Origin of the sequence: Paenibacillus sp. OK076 (assembly GCF_900110055.1) — a bacterium.
In the GTDB taxonomy this organism is placed as follows: domain Bacteria; phylum Bacillota; class Bacilli; order Paenibacillales; family Paenibacillaceae; genus Paenibacillus.
Genome location: NZ_FOCH01000002.1, coordinates 99016 through 118672, shown reverse-complemented (window position 1 = coordinate 118672; position 19657 = coordinate 99016). Strand labels below are relative to the sequence as shown.

The window sequence follows — 19657 nt, the reverse complement described above, 5'->3', positions numbered from 1 at the left end:
GAATGCAATATAGCTATTTTGTTCAAATAAACTTCGAAACATCATATAATAACCTCTTAACAAACCTTCATAACTGGTATATTATACAATTGTAGCAAAATTTTATTGTATTCGAGAGGAGATTTTATACTTGAAAAAGACGCTTTCAATGGTTGTCGTCGTGAATTTATTTCTCAGTTTTGCCTTCGCCTTTCAAGCGTTTGCAGACGATGGCATGGCCGAATCGGGAGTTCACCCTGATGCCCATGTCACAGAACAGATACTGCAGCCAAGTGGGGAAATGATACCCGAACTTACCAAGGATGCTTCTGAGTTGGATTCGTCCAAACTGAAAAAGCATCGGGTAAAGGCATCTGTAAATTTGGAATCGGCTACCGCGTCTTCAGAATTACAAAAGGGACTCATTTCGGCTCCGCAATCGGTTATCGCTACAGCCACAGCAGAGACTAATACATACACGGGCTACATCCAACAAGAAGGTACGTCCAGCTTTTTATACCCTATCTATGTACAACCGGGGAGCATACTGCAAGTACAAATGGATAATCCTGCTTCGGCGCAGCTAGATTACGATCTATATCTCTACGAATTTGACATGTCCACTGGGGAATTGAACCCAACTCCAATTGACTATTCAATATATGGCACGTATCTGAATAACTACGGAAATGGATCAAGAACCTTGTCTGAAAATGTCGGCACGAAAAATAGCACGGCCAGTTCCAAAGCCTACTTCATTGAAGCCTACGGCGCAGTTGGAGGCAGCATCAATGAACCATTCACGCTAACCGTCTCAACTAGCTCAACCTATGATTCGTACGAGACGGATGAGAATGCGCTTCATGCTTATCCTTTCACGGTGGCAACTGGTGGCTCTACTCTTTCAAGCCGCTCCATTAATTCGGAGGTCGATCAGGATTGGTATAAGATCACGGTTCCCGAAAGCAGAAATTATGACGCCATGCGTATCGATCTGGATCAAGCCTCTGTAGGTAATGGCTATAAAGCTGAATTGTATGGTGCATTAAGCAACAATCGAATGGCATTAATGCCCTCCGCCAACGGCAATGTGTCTCTAGGCACGGGCACATATTATTTGCGGGTGTATACCACAAGTAATTATTCGGATAACAACTATTTATTACACCTCCAGCCCGTGTTACGAGCCGATAAAGTCGTGATTACAGGTTATAATTCCAATGGTGGTCCGAATGACTACCCCACATATGCCTATGGTCGCTACTACCGGATAACGGGAACCAGTTTTACGGTGACTGGCGTTGCGGCAACTTCAGATAACTATGCGGTGGCCAATGCGGAAGTAGAAGTCATTTGGGAGAATGATTATTGGTCCGAAGGCAGCAACAACAGATTTCGGAGCGCCAAGGTGATGACAAACAGCAGCGGTCAATTCACTGCTACGTTGTCCCTTCCTCCTTCAACCGGGAGCATAAGTCAATACTTGCCGGGAGCCATAAGCTTCACGCACTACTATGATATTTGTGGTGTGCTGGCGAGGGTAACGAGTCGTCCGAGTGCAAATGATACGGATATTGTGTATCACTTTGCCTACAGTATTTACGGAGGTTAAAACAGAACGAGAAGAAGCAATGGGCGATTCGTCAACATGCCTGTTGCTTTTTTTGTCCAATCATATTAAAAATATGGAATATTATTCCGATACTATGATGAGAAGAGAATATTTGGAATATATCAAAACGAACAGGAGTGTGTTCATGATGAAAATTCAAAGCTCGCCCCAGCTTGACTTCAATGCCAAGATCAACTCGAGACAGCAGGCGGATAAGCCATCTTTGGTCACAGGAACGATACCCGGACTGTCACATAACAACGACACAGTGGAGATCAGTCAGGCTTCCAGACAGTTAGCAGCATCCGATATTGTAAATCATGCCGCTACATATTTTGGAACCGTTCAAATCAATGATTCCTTAAATCGCCTCCTCACAGATCAACCCTCAGAGGTGAAGGAAGCTGTCTATGGCATCATTCAATCCAATTTCATTACTAACGTAACCGGGGAAGAGGACAGATCAGCATTGCTGGAATTGGGTCTCACTCAAGCAAAGTATATCGCGGATAACTATATGAAAGGGGATCAAGCGACGGAATTCATGAATACGATTGGTCAAATCGCCGCCATCTCCACAACCAGAACGATAGACCCTGAGACGAAAGAAATCCATTACGAGACTCCTCCTCAGAGACCTGTTGGGGCTCCAGATGATTATATCGATCTAACTTATATGATGAAGAAATTTGAACCGAAAACGCTGGACAAGCTCCAGGATGCAATTGTGAACGGAAAAGACTGGAACAGCATCCTGCAGAGCTTCGCCAAAAATGTATCGACTAACCAGGACTGGTTGAAGGAATACAAAGAGGACGTAGCCAAATCGACCGGGAATATCGCTGGGGAGAACAGATTCGAAAAAGCCTCTACTTCCAGCTTGTCTGAGTTTGTCGAAGATATCAAGAACATGATTGCCCATGCTGGCTTAGAAAATAGCGATTTTCTGACAAACAATATAGAAGCATTTATGCGAACTTTGGTAATGCCGAAATCCAATGGAATATAGAGAAGATTCACCAACATGAGTGATAAGCATGCCACTGAGAATCAAGATAAGCATGCTGTATATGCCTATAATTGATTCTCAGTGATGTCATGCTTTACACCATTTTTCTCCTATTTGAATTTAATGTCAGCCACTTGACCACATTCAACAAAAAAAGCCCCATCCGTCGCCAAAAAGCGAATCGTAACGGTTGTTCCTACACCTTTCTTACTGTCATAATGAATTTCCCCGTCATATTTTTCTACAATATTAAAGCAGATCATTAATCCTAATCCGGTACCATTACTTTTTAATGAATAAAACGGCATCCCAAGCGATTTCACCTCATCCTCTGACATTCCGCTTCCTTCATCCATGATTTTGATCTCGATATAATGTTGATTTCGTTTGGCTATTACAGTGACGGGAGTACCCATATTCGAGGCTTCCAAAGCGTTTTTAATTAAATTCATCAGCAGCTGCTTAAACTCAATTGGATTAATAAAAATGAAGCAACCCTCCTCTGCCTCGATATGCATCTGATTATCAGATAACATCGCATAGGAACGGACCAGCCCTGTTACGCTCTGAAGAGCATCCTTCACATCCACCTTTTCTGGCTTCTGATCTCGATTAGGCTTGGAAAGGGTTAGAAACTGAGAGGTAATCTGTTCAACAGTATTTAATTCATCAATCATTAATTTGAACTTGTTTTTGACTGGATCATCAAATGCAGGATCTTCTCTGTATAACTGCAAAAAACCTCGAACAACGGTGACTGGATTTCTAATCTCATGCGCCACAGCCGCCGTCAAATGGGCTATCATCTTCAGTCGCTCCGATTGTTGTAATTGCTCATGATAAAGCTGCTGCTTTTTCATACGACTAAAGGACAAATGGAAAATAAGAAATAATAGTATCTGGCTCGCTATAATATTAATGAGGTTCCCCAGGATATCATGATGTAAGTACGCATATATATTGCCTTGATCAATCAGGATGATGTAGCCAAACGTGAGCAAAATTAAAACTCCATTCATAATGATGGAGAAATAAAACAATTTTAAATCAAAGAACAGAATGGCAAGTGAGGGAATCAGGCAAATGAGAATGTACGTAGTCCAGGTCTCTGGATATAAGAAGAACAGGTTATAGAAATAAGCAAAGGCAAACAGGATGATGATCTTTCTGAAAACATAGGTTTCATGCTTGGGGTAGATCAACAAACAAACCGCTAGAATAGCCACACACAAAAAATGGATAACATATCCCACGGTAATTCCGCTTAATTCTGTCGTCGATAGGATTAGTCCAGATAACATAAGAGCAATGAGCGTTAACATGGAAATATAATATGTTTTTCGGTTCACCTGACTGTACAATTCTTTCATCCGCTCACCACTTTAAATTAATGTCGACACCTCGGTATGTATTAGCTCTTTTCTTTCCTATATTTAAAGGCATCCAACTGGATGCCCATATCTATAATAGCATTGTATCTCATTTAACTTGCTATACAATATGAAAATTTGAAATAAACGATTCCCAACACCATAAAGGCCAACATTGGTCAAACTAAGGCAAGGCTCGGAATGCCAAGTAGCCGTACGGATCACTGCCCGTACGGCTACTCTCGGGTAAAAAATGCTTTTAGCTTACGAATTATTTCCAGATCTCTTCAGCAATTTCTTTGATAAAAGCAAGCTTCTGCCATTGCTGCTCTTCTGTCAGATGGTTGCCTTCTTCCGTGGAAGCGAATCCGCATTGCGGGCTCAGGCAAATCCGATCCAGATCAACATATTGCTTCGCTTCTTCGATACGCTTCAGAATATCTTCCTTGCTTTCAAGCTCACCAAATTTGGAAGAGAACAAACCAAGCACAACCTGTTGGTTGTCTTTCAGGAATCGAAGTGGCTTGAAATCGCCTGCCCGTTCGGTATCAAACTCCAGATAGTAGCCGGAGTAGTTATCAATGTTCAGGAGCGTTTGGGCGATCGGCTCATAACCTCCACCAACACCTGCATATGTTGATACGTAATTCCCACGGCATACATGTGTCGTTACTACGAGGTCCTCCGGCAAACCGGATACAACTTGCTCGTTCAATTTCGCAAGTTCGTTTGCATAATCGGCCACATTAACGCCAATCTGCTCCATGAATGCCATGAACTGCTGGTCGCAAAGTGCACCCCACGTGCAATCGTCAATTTGAACGCTGCGGCAGCCCGCGTCATACAAAGCCAGAATCGCCTCTTTGTACGCTTTGGCAATATCCGAAAGCAGCTCTTCCCGGTTCGGGTAGATGGCTTCCGTACTTTCCTTATTTTCTGCCCGGTCCAATTCAAACAGGAACTGTGCAGCAGCAGGAATGGATTGACGCGCAACGACGTCATCGCCAGCAACACCTTTTAAGAATGCATAATGCGAAACGAACGGATGGCTGCTGAAGCTTACTTTGCCGGTCAGACGTGCTGTTTCGGGTCTGGATTTGGCACCGTTAAACTCGTAACCTTGATCAATGATAGTCCGGTCAACACCGTCAAGTCCCCAGAAGAAGTCCAGATGCCACCAAGAACGACGGAATTCCCCGTCGGTTACAGCTTGAAGGCCAACTTCTTTTTGTTTTTGCACGAGCTTCACAATTTCAGCGTTTTCTACTTCCTCTAGTTGCCCAGAAGTCATTTCACCGTTTTGGTATTTCGCTCTGGCCTCTTTCAACGCGCTTGGGCGCAAGAAACTGCCTACAATATCATATCGAAATGGAGTGACGGTCCGCTGTTTAGGTTTGGTTTGAATGCTCATATTTTAATCTCCCCGTAAATTAATTATAAGATTAAATATAACATATCCGATCGGATTTACTGTTCTATGAAAGAGCTATAGCAGGTTATAGTTATAAGCTATAGCTGAATCCAACTTTCCTTTACCCATGAGGTCTCTTCCATCCAAAAGATAAATTTATTTACCTTATTGACTTAAACCATAGTTTAAGTCGTATGCTATTCCTGTCGACAGAGTTAACACCTATTTGGAGGTCTCCAACATGAAGTATTTTTCCATTAGCGAAGCATCAGCCCAATTGAATATTCCAGATTCAACGTTACGTTTTTATGAGAAAAAAGGACTTCTACCCTTGATTGAACGTGATGATGCTGGCAGGAGATTATTTTCAGAAGTTCAGATGGCCTTATTGGAAACCCTTGTTTGTTTAAAAAACACGCATATGCCCATTAGTCAGATTAAGCAATATATGGACTGGATCATCGAAGGGAACTGTACGCTCGAGGACAGGCTTGAAATGATGCAAAATCACAAGCAAGCAGTACTGGATGAAATTTTGTTGATGCAGGAATCCCTAAAGGGCATTGATTTTAAAATTACACGTTACACCCGTCAAATACAGGAAAGAAACGAAGAAAAAGATACCTAAGAGGAGAGATACTATAATGAAACTTTCGGGAAATACAGTACTTATTACTGGCGGAAGCTCCGGGATCGGATTAGCATTTGCAGAACGCTTCTTAAGAGCTGGAAATACAGTTATTGTTACTGGACGACGTGAAGCTGTACTTCAAAACGCAAAAGAAACACACCCGGGCCTTATTACGTATGTGAATGATCTGAATATTGAATCCGAGCGGGTAGCGTTGTTTGATTGGGTAACCACAAACTATCCGAAAGTGAATGTGTTAGTCAACAATGCTGGTATCCAACAACGTTTTAATATGCTGACAGCGGATGCGAAGAATGATTGGAGTTATTTTGCCAAAGAAATTACAACGAATATTGAAGCTCCTTTTCATCTGTCCATGCTGTTCGCTCCTTACCTTTCAACCAAAGAAGAAGCCACAATGATTAACGTGACCTCCGGATTAGCCTTTACACCGTTTGCCATTGCTCCGATATACTCAGCAACCAAAGCCGCACTTCACTCCTTTACAATCAGCCTGAGACACCAGCTTTCGGATACGTCTGTAGAGGTCATTGAAGTTGCTCCTCCTGCAGTAAGTACAGATCTGGGTGGAGCAGGATTGCATACGCATGGAGAACCATTGGATGCCTTTGCAGATGGAATTTTCGAAGGATTACAGGAGGGTCATAAGGAAATTGGCTATGGTACCTCTATCGCTCGTTTGCGCATGTCCCGAGATGAAGTCGATGAATACGCAGAAACTATGTATAACGCAACGAAAAGTCTAATTGAATAACTCGCCTACGAGACACGTGCGACTCACCCGTTTCGCTGTATATTAATAAAGAGGCCATTCCAGCTACGGAACGGCCTCTTTAAATTTTATATAAAACTCATGCATCTACTAACCTTGAATACATATGGAGATCGTTAAATGTTCCTTCTAATGTGAAACGGAGCTTTTGTAAGAGCTTTATCGAATTCACATTTTCGGGATCAACCTTGGCTTCGACTCGGTTCAGTTTTAAAGATGAGAATGCATGATCTACCAAAGTAGAGACCGCCTCTGAAGCATATCCTCTTCCCCACGATGATTTAGCAATATCATATCCAATTTCTGCTTTTAAGTTGTCAAAATCCAAAGAATTATAACCGCAAGAACCTATAATTTCGTTGGACTCTTTTTTTATTATGGAGAAACGAATAGCCTTACGATCTTGAGAGAGATCATCCAGAAGTTTGATCATTTCTTTCGCTTGCTCTACGTCAGTAAAACAACTAACATTCATAAATTTAGTAACATCAGGATCAGACCAAACGGTGAACAAGCTCGAAGAATCCGACACCTTCATTTTTCTCAATTGTAAACGTTCTGTGTGTAACTCTGTAATCAATTCTTTTACCTCCATTAGGATTTAATAGTTAGGTTTAAGATATTGATATCTGCGCATAGTTCAGTCCCTTCATTTTCAGGCTATTTACATTATACCAAGAATTTTGACCTAATCAGAATCCAATCTAATGATCTCAAGTCAGCGTAAGAATGATCTGTTCTCCGGAACGGGTAATCTTGTAGATACCTTCCTTCATGTCAATGCCATAGTGCTTTTTCAGCAACCACTTTGCGTTACGATCCGTCTCCACGACGACCAGATAATCGTATCCGCTCAGGAGATTATCCATATTATCCTCATAGAACAGCACGATCCCGTCCACATGCGGAGCATACAAGAAATACTTCCCGACATACTGCATGTAGTAATTCGTGACCTGCTGGTCCCTGTCCGAGGCGTAGAACAGATATCTGTTGTTGTCCTCCTGACCATCTTTATACCAGCGATCACCGGTAACCGCATGGATTTTGTAAGGGAGCGTCGTATCGTAGGTTCTGGCAATCGAGACAATCCCGTTGTATTCCGATAAAAGAATGGTCGCCGCAATCGCCATACAGCCAATAATTCCTTTTTGATAATGCCCCTTCGTCTTGACCGTCTTGAAAGCTTGATAATCAGGCACCTCACCAATCCGATAATGGAATGAACGCTCCAGGTCAATTGCAGCGCACAGCACCAGGCCACCTGCGAACAGCACCACGATACTCGACGCATAACGCTCGAATCCTGCCAGTCTGACGGCCTCATCCAGCGGCATGGAGAAGAGATACAACGCCAGAATGCCTGCATAATACAGCAACAATACAACATCCAGCGCAATCAGTGCTTTCCACAAATTCCACTTCTTCTTGAGCACCACATAGGCAAATATCGAAGCCGCAATCGCTACAAGCTGGAAAATGACTATACCGATGACCGGCCGGGTCGTAATATCCGTACTCGATTTTAAGAACAGCCAGAGAATCTCATGCATCTGCTCCGCCGTTTTGCCGGATTGAATCCCGGAAGTGGCCACATCGAATTTGTTATCGACACCCTGAAACACCGTTGCCATCCGCCAGCTCCAGCCGAAGTATGGAATCAATGTACCGCAGATGGTGCCCACTACGGGGAGTGCATCTTTCCAACTGGACTTTTGTCTGTGTTTAAGCCATGTATACACCAGGAAAATCAGGCCGATAGCTGCAAAAATAATGCCTATACTTTTAATGACTGTCAGCACACCTGCAAGTGGGAGCATGATTATACATGCTCGCTTGATGTCATGACGATATTGATATATCACCGCCAGGATAGCGAGCGCATAGATCGGAAGCAAGAAATCCACGAGCAGGTTGGTAATCCGAATCGTAAGGTTGAAGAAAGACAGTGTAGATAACCCAAGTCCGAGAAATGCATACAGCAGAAAACGTTTCTTCTCGGAAACGATGCCAAACATGGCGTAAAAACAGGAAAAGATCAGCAAACCTTGTGCCAGAAGCATCACGGACTGGTCATGCCCCATGAAGCGACAGACGTAATAAATAAACGACGAGGTCCCTAGTGGATAATTTTTAAAATCAATTAGATTCGAATCCGGTGTCGGAAAAGCATCTGTGCTGAGCATCTGCTTCAAAACAATCGCCCAGTGGGAAAAATTATCGTAGTGCGTCAATTGATTTTGGAAGAGGACCAGCAAGAAAATGAACGCGCCTGCCAGGAATGAAAATTGGAATAAGGAAAAAGAAATGCGAAAGGATGCCCCTCGGCGCATTCCGAGAAACACCATTCTCCCATACAATAGTAATCCGACGAGAAGCAGGATAAGGCTGCCAACGTAGAGCTGACCTACCAAGCCGCTAAGAAAGACAATACATGCTATGGAGGAAAACACAAATACAGGGATGAACTCCCAACGTATAGATAGTGCCTTTCGAACAAACTGCATGTAACCAATAAAGGAGAATATCAATAAAACTCCCATCACAAATTGAAGCATATACAGCATATCTATCTCTCCTAACCCTCTCTGGTGAAACGATCGGCATGTGGATGGGTCAAATCACTCAGCAATTGATCTATCAAACCGCGCTCCACGATATCATCCATATTCTCCACCGAGAGAAGCACTTCGTGACGATTGGCTGTTGTTCTCCCTGTATGCTGCAAAATGACTTCAATATTACTCTTCGTATAAAAAGTAACGATCGCTCCTGCCGTAATGTCACCATGGAGACCCGTAGCGGAAAAGAAACGATAATTGAAGCTGCGCAGCGTACAGCCCGCATTATTGGTGAAATGAATTGGAAGCTGAAGAGAAAGCCTCGGCATTTTTCGCTGATCCGATCTAGGTTGAACAATACGTTTTTTCACATTGCGAAGCATATCGTCGTATGCCGTATCCCACAGATTCATCTGCTCTGGCAACGAGTGTTTACGGTCGTAGATAATTTGCATGTATTGACGGTTATCCGTCTCATCAATCGGCTGAACCGTCGCGGAATAACGCCAGCCTTCCCCATCCTGCTTCACATAAACGATGACCGCATTGAGATTGGCCTCGTACCGCTCGGATTTTACGACCAGAGAGATCGTCTTCTGTTCAGGTAGATAAATGGGATACGGGACATAAAAGGCAATACCTTGTTCGGATACATCTACTGTCTTGGCCTCATAGCGCAGATTCGTGTCCTGATCGTGGATCGTGACATCTTCCTGTGCCCGAATCCGCTCTGTCTCCCGATACGCACGACGGCCGATCATGAAGAACAGAGCATAACACAGCGCAATCATATTATGAACGAGCCAGAAAATAATGATACTGCTGAAGAACAGCGCGATGCCATACTTGCCATTAACGTACCGAATCACAGCCGCAATCGAAAGCAAAAGCAAAAAGATATGCGGAAGTGCGTATAACAGAGCAGACATCCATTTCCGGCCTTTCGCTCTGCTTTTGTTCGTAACCTTGAATTTTTTCTCGCGGATACCCAACGTTTCAAGGAGAACCGGCCATATCAGATAAGGCATAAATATCGTATCAATAACCTGACTCCAGCGCTGATTCCGAATATTGCTCGACAGATAACGCATCGATAGACTGTAGAAGAAATAGGACGGAAGCCAGAATATTAAGATTTGCCAGAAGGTTGTGTTTACAATCTTAAAATCGAATAGTGCAAACAAAATGGGTGCCAAAATGAAAATCAACCGGTTAAAGAAGGACCACCAGTATAAGAAACTGCTTAAATAGGTTACTCTCGTCCAGAAAGGAAGCTTTTCGGATAAAGGAGCACGCGTATTCTGCAGACTCTGGATAATACCTCTTGCCCAGCGAATTCGCTGCTTAATCATGCTCGGAACTGTTGTTGTCGTCTGCCCGGCAGCTTGAACCTCTTGAGTCGCATAGGTAATATAGCCTTCCTGCTGTAAGCGGATGCTTGTCTCAAAGTCCTCAGTGATCGTGTTCAGCGGGAAACCGCCGATATCTTCCATGCCTTGACGGGAAATGATCGTATTACTTCCCGTATAGGCTACTGCATTGGAGGCATTACGCAGGATGTTCACTTCTCTGGAGAAGAAATCCTGCTCATTCGGAATGCCTTGCTCCGCATACAGGTTAAACTGGAACAGATCCGGATTGTAGAAGCTTTGAGGGGTCTGTACGAGCCCCAGCTTGAACTTCTTGTCCATTTCATCCTCACGGCGAAGCCGCCATTGCCCGTTCTCTTCTATAAATGTGGAGAGCAGGAAATACGGTATGGTTTTCATCAAGAAGGTGTGCTGCGGGATCATGTCTGCATCAAAGGTTGCAATGAGTGGAGAAGTGGTTTTGCTCAGGGCATTATTCAGGTTCCCTGATTTGGCATGCTTGTTGCCGGGGAAACCCAGATATCCAACGCCAAACTGCTTCGCAAGCTCCTCCACCTCAGGTCGTGCTCCATCATCACACAGATAGATGTGAACCTTCTGCTTGTCCGGATAATCCATGAACGTACAGGCATTGACGGTTTTATACAACAGATCGACCGGCTCATTATGGGTGGCAATGAACACATCCACATCCGGGTAATATTCGGGAGGGACGATGGGGAAGTCGAGTTGCGTACGTTCCTTTTGCATCTTTTGAAAAAACAATTCAAAAGTGGTCAGTACGGTTACCATCTCAGCCACAATGAGCAGAATGCCGAAGATGACGTTCAGTACGCCTTCCCCCCATGGCAGGGTAAAGAACATCCGCCATAGCAAATAAATGGACATCAGGATCATGGTGATGACAAAGAAAATATTCTGCCTTTTTTCGTTTTGCACTACAGCTGCTTCCTCCTTGCTGCAAATACCCATCTTCGCTGCAATTGAAAACTGAGCAGGAACAGCAAGGCATCACAGACAAATTTCGCAATTTTTTCATCCACGAAGAAAATCGTATGGAACAAATATACCCCCGTACTGGAAAGCACAATCACGAATCCGCACAACGTCAAATAGCGCCATAGACTGCCCTGACTATCCTCTTTGCGGAATACAAAGTGCCTATTCAGTACATAGTTAACGACAATCGAAATAATTCTCGCAATCACGGTTGCGAGCAGAATTCTTAGATAATCCTGCTGACCCAACATGGGCCGCAAAAAGTCGATCAAAAACCACGCAATTCCCAAATCGACGACCGAACTCGCCACGGAAGAGGAAATAAACCGCAGGAAGTTAGAGAACAGTACACCCATTACCCGAGCGCTGTCCTGAATCGCTTTAAAGTGTGTCCCTGCATTTCCATTCTCATAGATAACTTGAATCGGCATGGTATGAATCGGTATACCGGATTGAATACATGAGATGAGCATCTGCAGCTCGTATTCGAAACGAGTGCCGCGAACATCTTGCATGAAAGCCAGCAGCCCGGGGCCAAAGGCTCGAAGCCCGGTTTGGGTATCTGACAGTTTTTTGCCGTAAAGCATAGCAAAAATAAAGGACGTCATCCGATTACCCAGCAAAGATTTCGGCGGTATGCCTCCCTCGCTGAAGTTCCTTACCCCGAGAACCAATGCATCAGGATGCTGTCTGGCTTCTTTCGCAAGTCTGTAAACATCCTCGGCTGCATGCTGCCCATCTGAATCCGCTGTGACGACGTAAGAAGACGCATCGAACTGCTCTCCGATATACTTAAACCCAGTCTTAAGTGCAGCACCCTTTCCCAGATTTTCCACATGCCGCAGCAAAACACACCCGTTCACACTCAGCTCTTCGAAAATCGACTGATACGCTTCACCAGACCCATCGTCCACAATGACAATATTAGTCAAGCCATATTCTCGCAATTGCCGTACATAGGCTAGAAGTCTCTCATCTGGCTCAAGCGATGGAATAAGGATGATCGTTTTGCCGTCTTCACTTTTATCTATAATCATCCTAGTTAAGCCTCAATTCGACATATTTTCACAAATTCTTTTTGAATACTGAGAGTATAACATCGAAAGAGTAGACAGTAAACGAACAAACTGTATATATTTTGGTAAAAAAGTTGTATACACATTCGCATTAGTGTATAGGCAAAAAATACTAGGAATAGGACTGTGGTATACACAACGAAAAACTCGCCACGATTATGGGCGAGTGGATGTTCAGGTATCATGTAACCATGCTAATCTATTCGAATTGCCTCGATATAAAGCTCGATGTTTACTTCATTTCCAACGACAATTCCGCCCGTTTCCAGAGGCGAGTTGAAGCTCAAACCAAATTCATTACGATCGATACTGGCATTCGAATGAAATCCTGCACGTTCCCGGCCACGAGGGTCTTTATTAAACCCTTCAAAAACGGTATGAAAAGTGATAGGTTTTGTTACGCCATGGAGCGTTAGATTGCCTGCAAGTTCATATTGCCGTTCGCCAGTAAGAACGCAGTTGGTGCTTTGAAACGTAATCGCTGGATAGTTGGCGGCATCAAAGAATTCTTCGCTCCTCAGGTGTTCATCGCGTTGCCGCTGGCGAGTAGTGACACTATTTGCGTCGATGGAAGCCCGAATACCCAGGGTTGTTACATCGTTGGGGTCAAAACTTAAAACCGCTTCGAATTGCTCGAATACACCTTTGATTTTATTGATCATTAAATGCGCCACCGAAAACTCGACGGAGCTGTGATCAGGATCTACTTCCCATTGGATACTGTTCATAAATAAATTCCACCTCGATAATCATATTATGAGAAAGGTTACCCTATCTCCAAAACACTGCGTTATTCGCATACCGTTAATATATAAAAACGCTACTGACAACGTAATGTCAGTAGCGTTTTTGCATTCCAGCATTTTATAATTTCCTCGTAAATCTGATGTCGGACTGACTCAGGCCCCTCTACCTTTACATTTCCTGCTGGATACGAATACGCCGCCCTATTCCCTACTGCAAAGACAATTTTCCATCTTCCATCCGGTATACCTTGTCGCAATATTCAAGCATACGTTCATCATGAGTAACCATAATCGCTGCTTTCTGACGTGAATTCACCTCTTGGGCGATGAGACTGACCACTTCATGGGCACGTTTGGTATCCAAACTTGCTGTCGGCTCATCCGCCAAGATGATGTTGGGATTATTAATTAGAGCACGAGCAATCGCTGTCCGCTGCTTCTCACCACCCGATAGCTCCTCTGGGAAGCTTCTCAACTTCGAGCCCAGACCCAGCTCTTCCAGCAACTTCGTGGCGAAAACCTTATCCTCCCTTTCAACCTTTCCCGACATCCTTTTTATGATGAGCAATTGATCCAGAACATTTAGATAAGGAACCAAATTCGAGGATTGCATAATAAATCCGATTTCTTGTAGCCTTACATTCGCCAGCTCTTTGGCAGTAAGTGTAGAAATATGATGTCCATTTAGCTTAACTTCTCCTTCTGAGGCTTGAAGTAGCGCTCCAGCAATAGACAAAAACGTACTTTTACCAGAACCCGACGGTCCAACTACAGCCACAAATTCACCCGGCTCCACTGAAATGGACACATGATCAAGTGCTGCGATCCGATTGCTTCCTTCGGCATAATACTTTGTGACTTTACTCATTTGCAATCCCTTAGTCATTATTCAACCCTCCCGAGCGCCTTGAGGGGATCAATCTTTGTAATCTTTCGAACAGATATCATCGAACTTAACATAGCGATAATCAGCAAGATAACAGAATACGTGACGACAAGACTGGTTTCCAGCTTGAATGGCATGCCCTTAGGCATAATGGCTGCTGTCCCATAAGTAAGCAAGATTCCAACGACAATACTGGTCAGCGAAAGCACAAACACTTGAGATACAATGGATTTGCTCAAAAATCGGTTACTAGCGCCTATCGCTTTCATAATGCCGAACTGGTTAGTCTTCTGCATCGTCATTACATAAAAGAATACCCCAAGCACGAAGGCGGAGATAGCGAGCAGAAATGCAAGCATCATTAAAATCGTACCATTCTCTTCTTTGTACCCTGGCATTCCTTGAACTGCTGCCGTTCTAGTCACCGTGTCCGTACTTGTTAGCATGTTATTCATTACGTTTGGATCGATATCCTTGCCTTGTAACATAATTGCATTAACGGGCCCTGCAACTCCCTTATCCGAACCCGGGGCCGCAAAGGTGATCTTTCGCCATTCAGCCATCGGAGTAAATACCGACGCTACATGGTTATATGTCTGATTCTCGACAAATCCGATAATTGTCAATGATTCTGTCGTGCCATCTAATTGAAAAGTATCACCAATGTTATAGCCCTCATCCTTCATGGTCGAATTCACCACGACACCAGTAGGGTTCGCAGAGGATAGACTTTCCCCTTCCACGACAGCAGGTTCCAAGAAGCTGCCTGGGTTGATGCCTATAATCGCAATATCCAACTTCTCCTCATTTTTGATGCTTTGTTCCTTCAACGCCGTTGCCATCGTGCTTCCCATAGGTGTGGCAGCACTCACATTTGGTAGCAGCTCCACTTCCGCCATTAATTGATCCGATAGTAGCGACTTGCTCATTGATGACTGCGACCCTTCTTCAAAAATGACATAATCCGCCTTCATCGTCTTGAATGTTGACGCAGCTAACGTAGATAAACCATTTCCCAAACCGGATAAGATAAATACCAACCAAGCTATTAGTACAAAAATGATGATGATCATTAAAAACCTTGTTTTACTATGCATCAATTCCTTCATAGCTAAAAACATTCCTATTCCCAACTCCTTGCCTTTATTTTTCTGACACTTGTGTCATATTTAAGCGGCTATTACACTTTGCTAGCTACTTCATTAAACAATATAAATGACACTAGTGTCAAATTAAATCCAAGACCGATGTTAGCTCTTGGCTCCTCCGATCCACATTTGAAACAACAGCTTCCCCCAATCAGGTGCAGGGATATTCAGCATATTTGGCGTATCAATCAAGTTAAAAAAAACACTAATAAGTACAGGAAGTGGCATATCTTGTCGCAAGCTTTTATCCTGTTGTGCGCGTTCAAACAATCGTGATAATTGAATTTTAAGAGTCGTATGTGCTTCCTCAATATATTCAAGATCTCTTGCTGCCGCCGAAGAATTAGTAGTATTAATTTTACTGGCATTTCCCAGAAGTTGATGAAGTGTAGATTCTTCTACGTAAACGAGAAGTAACTGTTCGAGAGCGTCCATAGGATCAGTCTCATCAATAGCTAACGCATTTTCTAATACCGTTACCATTACGCGCTTCATACAAGCAGCCACGATCTCTTCTTTATTAGAGTAATATTGATAAATAGTGCTTCGGGCTCCTGACAGATGCTGTGAGAGCAACTTGAGATGAAAACCGTCGTATCCATGCTCAAGCACTAATTTTTTTGTCGTATCAAGTAGCTCTGTCTCCGTAAAAGATTGTTTTCTTCCCATTGAATCTCTTCCTTTTTATCATTTAAGATCTGTTTTATTAGCTATCTTCACCTAATAGTTTGATATTGTAAATTTAAAATGAGTCCTATCTCTGCTCTTATTTATTATCAGTTTAGCATATGTTTATGAGCATTTCCCAAAACAAGTGGCCCAAACATTTTGAAGGGAGCCATCGTTGAACGCCCTCAACCGCAAGTGGACGAAGTGCTCGTTCGCATCGTGTATGCTGCAGTCATTCCACTTGACTATAAAATTCGTAACGGTTGGCTTCAAAATGTTTTTCCTGCGACATTCATGAACTCCATCTAACAACGAAACAACACGGGTGCATAGCGCATAACGTGTTGTTTCTTTATTCCATAGAACCAAGCTAACTTCGATCGTATGGCTGCGTTTCTCCCAAGAAAAAACTTTCCCCTGTGATGGAAACTCGACTTTTCCATAAGTAACAGGATAAGCAATTCGCCAGGCGAGCCATGTTGTGTTATAACATGGTTCCCATACTTTATTTATGATACGTTACACAACAAAGAGAACAGCCCCCAGGCTGTTCTCTTTCGAAGTCTGTCTTAAAAGCATGTGAACGAGCTAATCCGATTCAAATCAATACCGAAGTATCCCCAGAAGAAACCGAACCATCTGAACCCTGCAACAGAATTACGCCCGACGAATACCGGGAAGAACCAGAATTGCTCGCCATTGTTCAGCCAAATGTATGTGTTGCGGAACATGCAGCGTCTGATCCCGCCAGGGTCGATAGCATATGTGGCGGTCTGCATTTGTGGTATGAACTGCGGTGGAGGAGCCGTCGGCGGTTGAACGCCTCCGGGTGCACCCCCTGGAAAACTCGGCCCTCCCGGTCCGACTGGTCCACCTGGAAACCCTCCACCAGGCCCCGGCATTGGAAAAAATCCCATATGTGATCGCTCCTTTCAATGAGTAGGCATAATCATCATATGCATTCGCGGAAAGGGCGACTGGGCAAATGTAAAAAAAAACGCCAAACACGTCCATAAACTGCTGGCGAGCAGCTAGATAGTCCATTTCGGCTTGCTCAGCCAAGTTAAAATCTACTGCATGTAAACATAAAAAACACATCCTAAATTGGGATATAGCTTTCACCTGGAAAGCTTATTTACCCAATAGGATGTGTTTTCCTGTTTTAATATAAGGTTTGAATCAGTTCTACATTATGAAGCTTTTGCTGCAACAGCTTTTTGAATTAAAGCTTTGGCATCGTTAGCAGAAAGACCTTGTTTAGGTTGAAGCAGGTTCTTCTCTGCTGCACTAAGAATACCTTTGTCAATCAGTTTTGCCATCGATTTTACCGCATAGGTAGAAACGGTTTTGCCATCTTCAAAGCCTGCAATGATTGTAGCTGCATTTTTATCAGAGGATTGGTCTTTTACCAATTTAGCAAGAATGGTAGCCGCTTCTTCACGTGTGATATCACGATCAGGATTAAAGTTACCACCGTAGCCTTGAATGAATCCAGCATGAGTCGCTTCAGCAATTGCATCTGCATATGCAGCGTTAGCAGCAACATCCTTGAATGCAGGTGCTGTCGCTACTTCGTTCAGTTTCAACAGGTCTACAAGAGCACTTACAAATTCAGCACGGGAAATGAATTCTGTGCTTACAGGTGTTTCTGTTTCCTCTGTAGATGCAGCTAGATTCGTGATACGTCCTTCCGTTTTAGCCACAATGTCAGCGCCTTTATACGTATCTACAATGTACTGGTAGAATACATCCAGATCGATAGGACCAGCCAAGGATGATTTAGCATCTACTAGCACTTTATAGTTATCTCCACCTGCAGCCATAAAGTTGTTAACTACAGCCGTATATGTTTTTGCAGGATCAACAGGTGTGCCATCTTCAAGAGTGAGACCAGTAACACGTTCTGCCACTGGCTTATTGAAATCGGCAGTATATTTCAAGCCAGAGATCTGTAGAGTTTTGGTGTTTGGTGTACCGTCAGCGTTGGTACCCCATTGTTGCTGCAACAAGGTTTTAATTTGTTCGCCAGTCAGCTCCAGTTTCACTAGAGTGTTACCAAACGGTTGGATTTTAGCAAGATCAGCAAAGGTCACATCGCCTTTTGGCAGATCCGCACGAATACCACCTGGATTCATAAATGCAAAGTCAGCAGCGCTTGCCTTATCTCCAAAATCTGCATGACGCATTGAATCTGCAATGAGGTTGCCAAGAGCGGCTTCGTTATTATAAGCATCTGTACGGGTAACAGAACCATCCGTTGTACCTACTGGCTTCGTCAGCTCAGGATGCTTGTCTAATGATTTTTTAATAATAGCTAAAGATTCAGGGTCTTCTTTTACACCCTCTTGGAAAGTCGTTGTAACGCTAGCTGATTTCTCAGTTACATCCCCAGTAGCAGGGTCAATCATCAATTTAATATCTTCAAATGCCGTACCATAAGAATACGCTTGAACGATCAATTTTCCATTCACTTCACCGTTAGCTAAAGCATGGTTGTCACCTGCGACGATAACGTCAACAGGGGAATCTGCTGGCAAAGCTTTTGCCAAATCAGCCGCTTCTCCAGTGGTTACGCCTTCTTTGGTTGTTGCTGGATCATGCGCCAAAACGATGATCGTTTCTACACCTTGATCTTGCAACTCTTTTGCATATTTATTAACGGCTTCAACTTCTTCTTCTGCACTTAGGAAACGCACGCCAGCTGTCCCAGATGGGGATACTTTGGCAGGTGTGGATTTCGTCACTAACCCGATGAATCCAATTTTGACTCCGCCCACTTCTTTAATAACATAGGGTTTAATCAATGTTTTGCCAGTGGCAGTTTCAATGACGTTTGCATTGACGTAATCAAATTTAGCACCCGCATGAGTTACTTTGCCTTCTTTTGGATCAAGACCACCGAAGATTTGTGCCTTCAAAGCAGCGATACCTTGGTCGAATTCATGATTGCCCAGAGATGCTACATCGAAGCCCATCATATTCATCCATTCCATGGTAGGCTCGTCCCGATCGAGAGATGAGACTGGAGCAGATGCACCCACAGAGTCTCCATTATGGAAGAGAAGGGAATGTTCATATTTTGCTTGTGCTTCTTTTAAGTAGGTTGCTAGAATTGGAGCCGTTCCTGCCTTTTTATCACTAACGATCGATGTGGTATCTAACTGACCGTGGAAGTCATTGATACCAATTAAGTGTACTTCTACATCGTTGCCTGCGGCAGAGACAGAACCTGCTGCGCCCAATAGTTGGGTGAGTAATAGTGCAGCAGTTGCCACACGAATTGTGCTTTGGCCCAAAACTTTTTTCCAATACATGAATTAACAAAACCCCTCTCCAATTTTCGATCCTGAAATATTTTACCATAGTTCAATTCATAAAAATCATAAAAAATATAAAA

At 43.5% G+C, this 19657-nt stretch carries 17 protein-coding genes; 5 read left to right on the top strand and 12 right to left on the bottom strand.

What is annotated here, in order from left to right:
- Positions 1 to 130 precede the first annotated feature (130 nt).
- Both BMY78_RS19440 and BMY78_RS19435 read left to right on the top strand, forming a co-directional pair.
- Complete coding sequence (locus tag BMY78_RS19440) at positions 131 to 1591, top strand: hypothetical protein (RefSeq protein WP_371129173.1); 1461 nt, start codon at positions 131 to 133, stop codon at positions 1589 to 1591.
- A gap of 145 nt (positions 1592 to 1736) precedes the next feature.
- Positions 1737 to 2600 (top strand): hypothetical protein, encoded by an 864-nt coding sequence (locus BMY78_RS19435; RefSeq protein ID WP_256222225.1) that lies wholly within the window; start codon positions 1737 to 1739, stop codon positions 2598 to 2600.
- A gap of 110 nt (positions 2601 to 2710) precedes the next feature.
- Here the strand turns inward: BMY78_RS19435 and BMY78_RS19430 are convergent, their stop codons facing one another.
- Both BMY78_RS19430 and BMY78_RS19425 read right to left on the bottom strand, forming a co-directional pair.
- On the bottom strand, positions 2711 to 3970 hold the full coding sequence (locus BMY78_RS19430; RefSeq protein ID WP_090902778.1) for a sensor histidine kinase: 1260 nt from the start codon (positions 3968 to 3970) through the stop codon (positions 2711 to 2713).
- Positions 3971 to 4241: 271 nt separating this feature from the next.
- The gene (locus tag BMY78_RS19425; RefSeq protein ID WP_090902776.1) at positions 4242 to 5381 is read right to left on the bottom strand and encodes a 5-methyltetrahydropteroyltriglutamate--homocysteine S-methyltransferase; all 1140 of its coding nucleotides are present in this window, start codon (positions 5379 to 5381) and stop codon (positions 4242 to 4244) included.
- A gap of 241 nt (positions 5382 to 5622) precedes the next feature.
- On the opposite strand from BMY78_RS19425, the gene BMY78_RS19420 reads away from it, so the two are divergent.
- Entirely contained in the window at positions 5623 to 6009 is a 387-nt protein-coding gene (locus BMY78_RS19420; protein ID WP_090902774.1) for a MerR family transcriptional regulator, read from the top strand.
- Positions 6010 to 6025: 16 nt separating this feature from the next.
- A complete protein-coding gene (locus BMY78_RS19415; protein WP_090902772.1) occupies positions 6026 to 6787 on the top strand; it encodes an SDR family oxidoreductase in 762 nt (253 codons plus the stop codon).
- Positions 6788 to 6884: 97 nt separating this feature from the next.
- Here BMY78_RS19415 and BMY78_RS19410 read toward each other — a convergent pair whose 3' ends face one another.
- The 8 genes from BMY78_RS19410 to BMY78_RS19375 all read right to left on the bottom strand — a co-directional run bounded on the left by BMY78_RS19410 (position 6885) and on the right by BMY78_RS19375 (position 16260).
- The gene (locus BMY78_RS19410; RefSeq protein ID WP_090902770.1) at positions 6885 to 7385 is read right to left on the bottom strand and encodes a GNAT family N-acetyltransferase; all 501 of its coding nucleotides are present in this window, start codon (positions 7383 to 7385) and stop codon (positions 6885 to 6887) included.
- A gap of 133 nt (positions 7386 to 7518) precedes the next feature.
- Positions 7519 to 9372 carry a hypothetical protein gene (locus tag BMY78_RS19405; protein WP_090902768.1) on the bottom strand — a complete coding sequence of 618 codons (1854 nt, stop codon included), beginning with the start codon at positions 9370 to 9372 and terminating at the stop codon, positions 7519 to 7521.
- Between the two features lie 11 nt (positions 9373 to 9383).
- Entirely contained in the window at positions 9384 to 11675 is a 2292-nt protein-coding gene (locus BMY78_RS19400; RefSeq protein ID WP_177185812.1) for a glycosyltransferase family 2 protein, read from the bottom strand.
- Complete coding sequence (locus BMY78_RS19395; RefSeq protein WP_090902764.1) at positions 11675 to 12772, bottom strand: bifunctional glycosyltransferase family 2/GtrA family protein; 1098 nt, start codon at positions 12770 to 12772, stop codon at positions 11675 to 11677. The genes BMY78_RS19400 and BMY78_RS19395 overlap by 1 nt, the downstream gene beginning before the upstream one ends.
- A gap of 233 nt (positions 12773 to 13005) precedes the next feature.
- Positions 13006 to 13539, bottom strand: coding sequence for a YceI family protein (locus BMY78_RS19390; RefSeq protein ID WP_090902762.1), 534 nt, complete (start codon positions 13537 to 13539; stop codon positions 13006 to 13008).
- Positions 13540 to 13765: 226 nt separating this feature from the next.
- The gene (locus BMY78_RS19385; RefSeq protein ID WP_090902761.1) at positions 13766 to 14443 is read right to left on the bottom strand and encodes an ABC transporter ATP-binding protein; all 678 of its coding nucleotides are present in this window, start codon (positions 14441 to 14443) and stop codon (positions 13766 to 13768) included.
- On the bottom strand, positions 14443 to 15564 hold the full coding sequence (locus tag BMY78_RS19380) for an ABC transporter permease (protein ID WP_090902759.1): 1122 nt from the start codon (positions 15562 to 15564) through the stop codon (positions 14443 to 14445). The genes BMY78_RS19385 and BMY78_RS19380 overlap by 1 nt, the downstream gene beginning before the upstream one ends.
- Before the next feature lie 129 nt (positions 15565 to 15693).
- Complete coding sequence (locus BMY78_RS19375) at positions 15694 to 16260, bottom strand: TetR/AcrR family transcriptional regulator (protein ID WP_090902757.1); 567 nt, start codon at positions 16258 to 16260, stop codon at positions 15694 to 15696.
- 159 nt (positions 16261 to 16419) lie between these two features.
- On the opposite strand from BMY78_RS19375, the gene BMY78_RS32590 reads away from it, so the two are divergent.
- Positions 16420 to 16569 carry a hypothetical protein gene (locus BMY78_RS32590; RefSeq protein WP_177185811.1) on the top strand — a complete coding sequence of 50 codons (150 nt, stop codon included), beginning with the start codon at positions 16420 to 16422 and terminating at the stop codon, positions 16567 to 16569.
- Between the two features lie 260 nt (positions 16570 to 16829).
- Here the strand turns inward: BMY78_RS32590 and BMY78_RS19370 are convergent, their stop codons facing one another.
- Both BMY78_RS19370 and BMY78_RS19365 read right to left on the bottom strand, forming a co-directional pair.
- Entirely contained in the window at positions 16830 to 17177 is a 348-nt protein-coding gene (locus BMY78_RS19370) for a transporter (RefSeq protein ID WP_090902755.1), read from the bottom strand.
- Positions 17178 to 17450: 273 nt separating this feature from the next.
- Positions 17451 to 19574, bottom strand: a complete 2124-nt coding sequence (locus BMY78_RS19365; protein ID WP_090902753.1) for a 5'-nucleotidase C-terminal domain-containing protein — start codon at positions 19572 to 19574, stop codon at positions 17451 to 17453.
- Between the last annotated feature and the right edge of the window lie 83 nt (positions 19575 to 19657).

Bases quoted from the DNA above. Each gene is read 5' to 3' on its own strand.
- BMY78_RS19435 (WP_256222225.1), top strand. From the start codon at position 1,737: ATGATGAAAATTCAAAGCTCGCCCCAGCTTGACTTCAATGCCAAGATC.
- BMY78_RS19430 (WP_090902778.1), bottom strand. From the start codon at position 3,970: ATGAAAGAATTGTACAGTCAGGTGAACCGAAAAACATATTATATTTCC.
- BMY78_RS19385 (WP_090902761.1), bottom strand. From the start codon at position 14,443: ATGACTAAGGGATTGCAAATGAGTAAAGTCACAAAGTATTATGCCGAA.
- BMY78_RS19420 (WP_090902774.1), top strand. From the start codon at position 5,623: ATGAAGTATTTTTCCATTAGCGAAGCATCAGCCCAATTGAATATTCCA.
- BMY78_RS19370 (WP_090902755.1), bottom strand. From the start codon at position 17,177: ATGGGATTTTTTCCAATGCCGGGGCCTGGTGGAGGGTTTCCAGGTGGA.
- BMY78_RS19380 (WP_090902759.1), bottom strand. From the start codon at position 15,564: ATGTTTTTAGCTATGAAGGAATTGATGCATAGTAAAACAAGGTTTTTA.
- BMY78_RS19425 (WP_090902776.1), bottom strand. From the start codon at position 5,381: ATGAGCATTCAAACCAAACCTAAACAGCGGACCGTCACTCCATTTCGA.
- BMY78_RS19375 (WP_090902757.1), bottom strand. From the start codon at position 16,260: ATGGGAAGAAAACAATCTTTTACGGAGACAGAGCTACTTGATACGACA.
- BMY78_RS19390 (WP_090902762.1), bottom strand. From the start codon at position 13,539: ATGAACAGTATCCAATGGGAAGTAGATCCTGATCACAGCTCCGTCGAG.
- BMY78_RS19405 (WP_090902768.1), bottom strand. From the start codon at position 9,372: ATGCTGTATATGCTTCAATTTGTGATGGGAGTTTTATTGATATTCTCC.
- BMY78_RS19365 (WP_090902753.1), bottom strand. From the start codon at position 19,574: ATGTATTGGAAAAAAGTTTTGGGCCAAAGCACAATTCGTGTGGCAACT.
- BMY78_RS19415 (WP_090902772.1), top strand. From the start codon at position 6,026: ATGAAACTTTCGGGAAATACAGTACTTATTACTGGCGGAAGCTCCGGG.
- BMY78_RS19395 (WP_090902764.1), bottom strand. From the start codon at position 12,772: ATGATTATAGATAAAAGTGAAGACGGCAAAACGATCATCCTTATTCCA.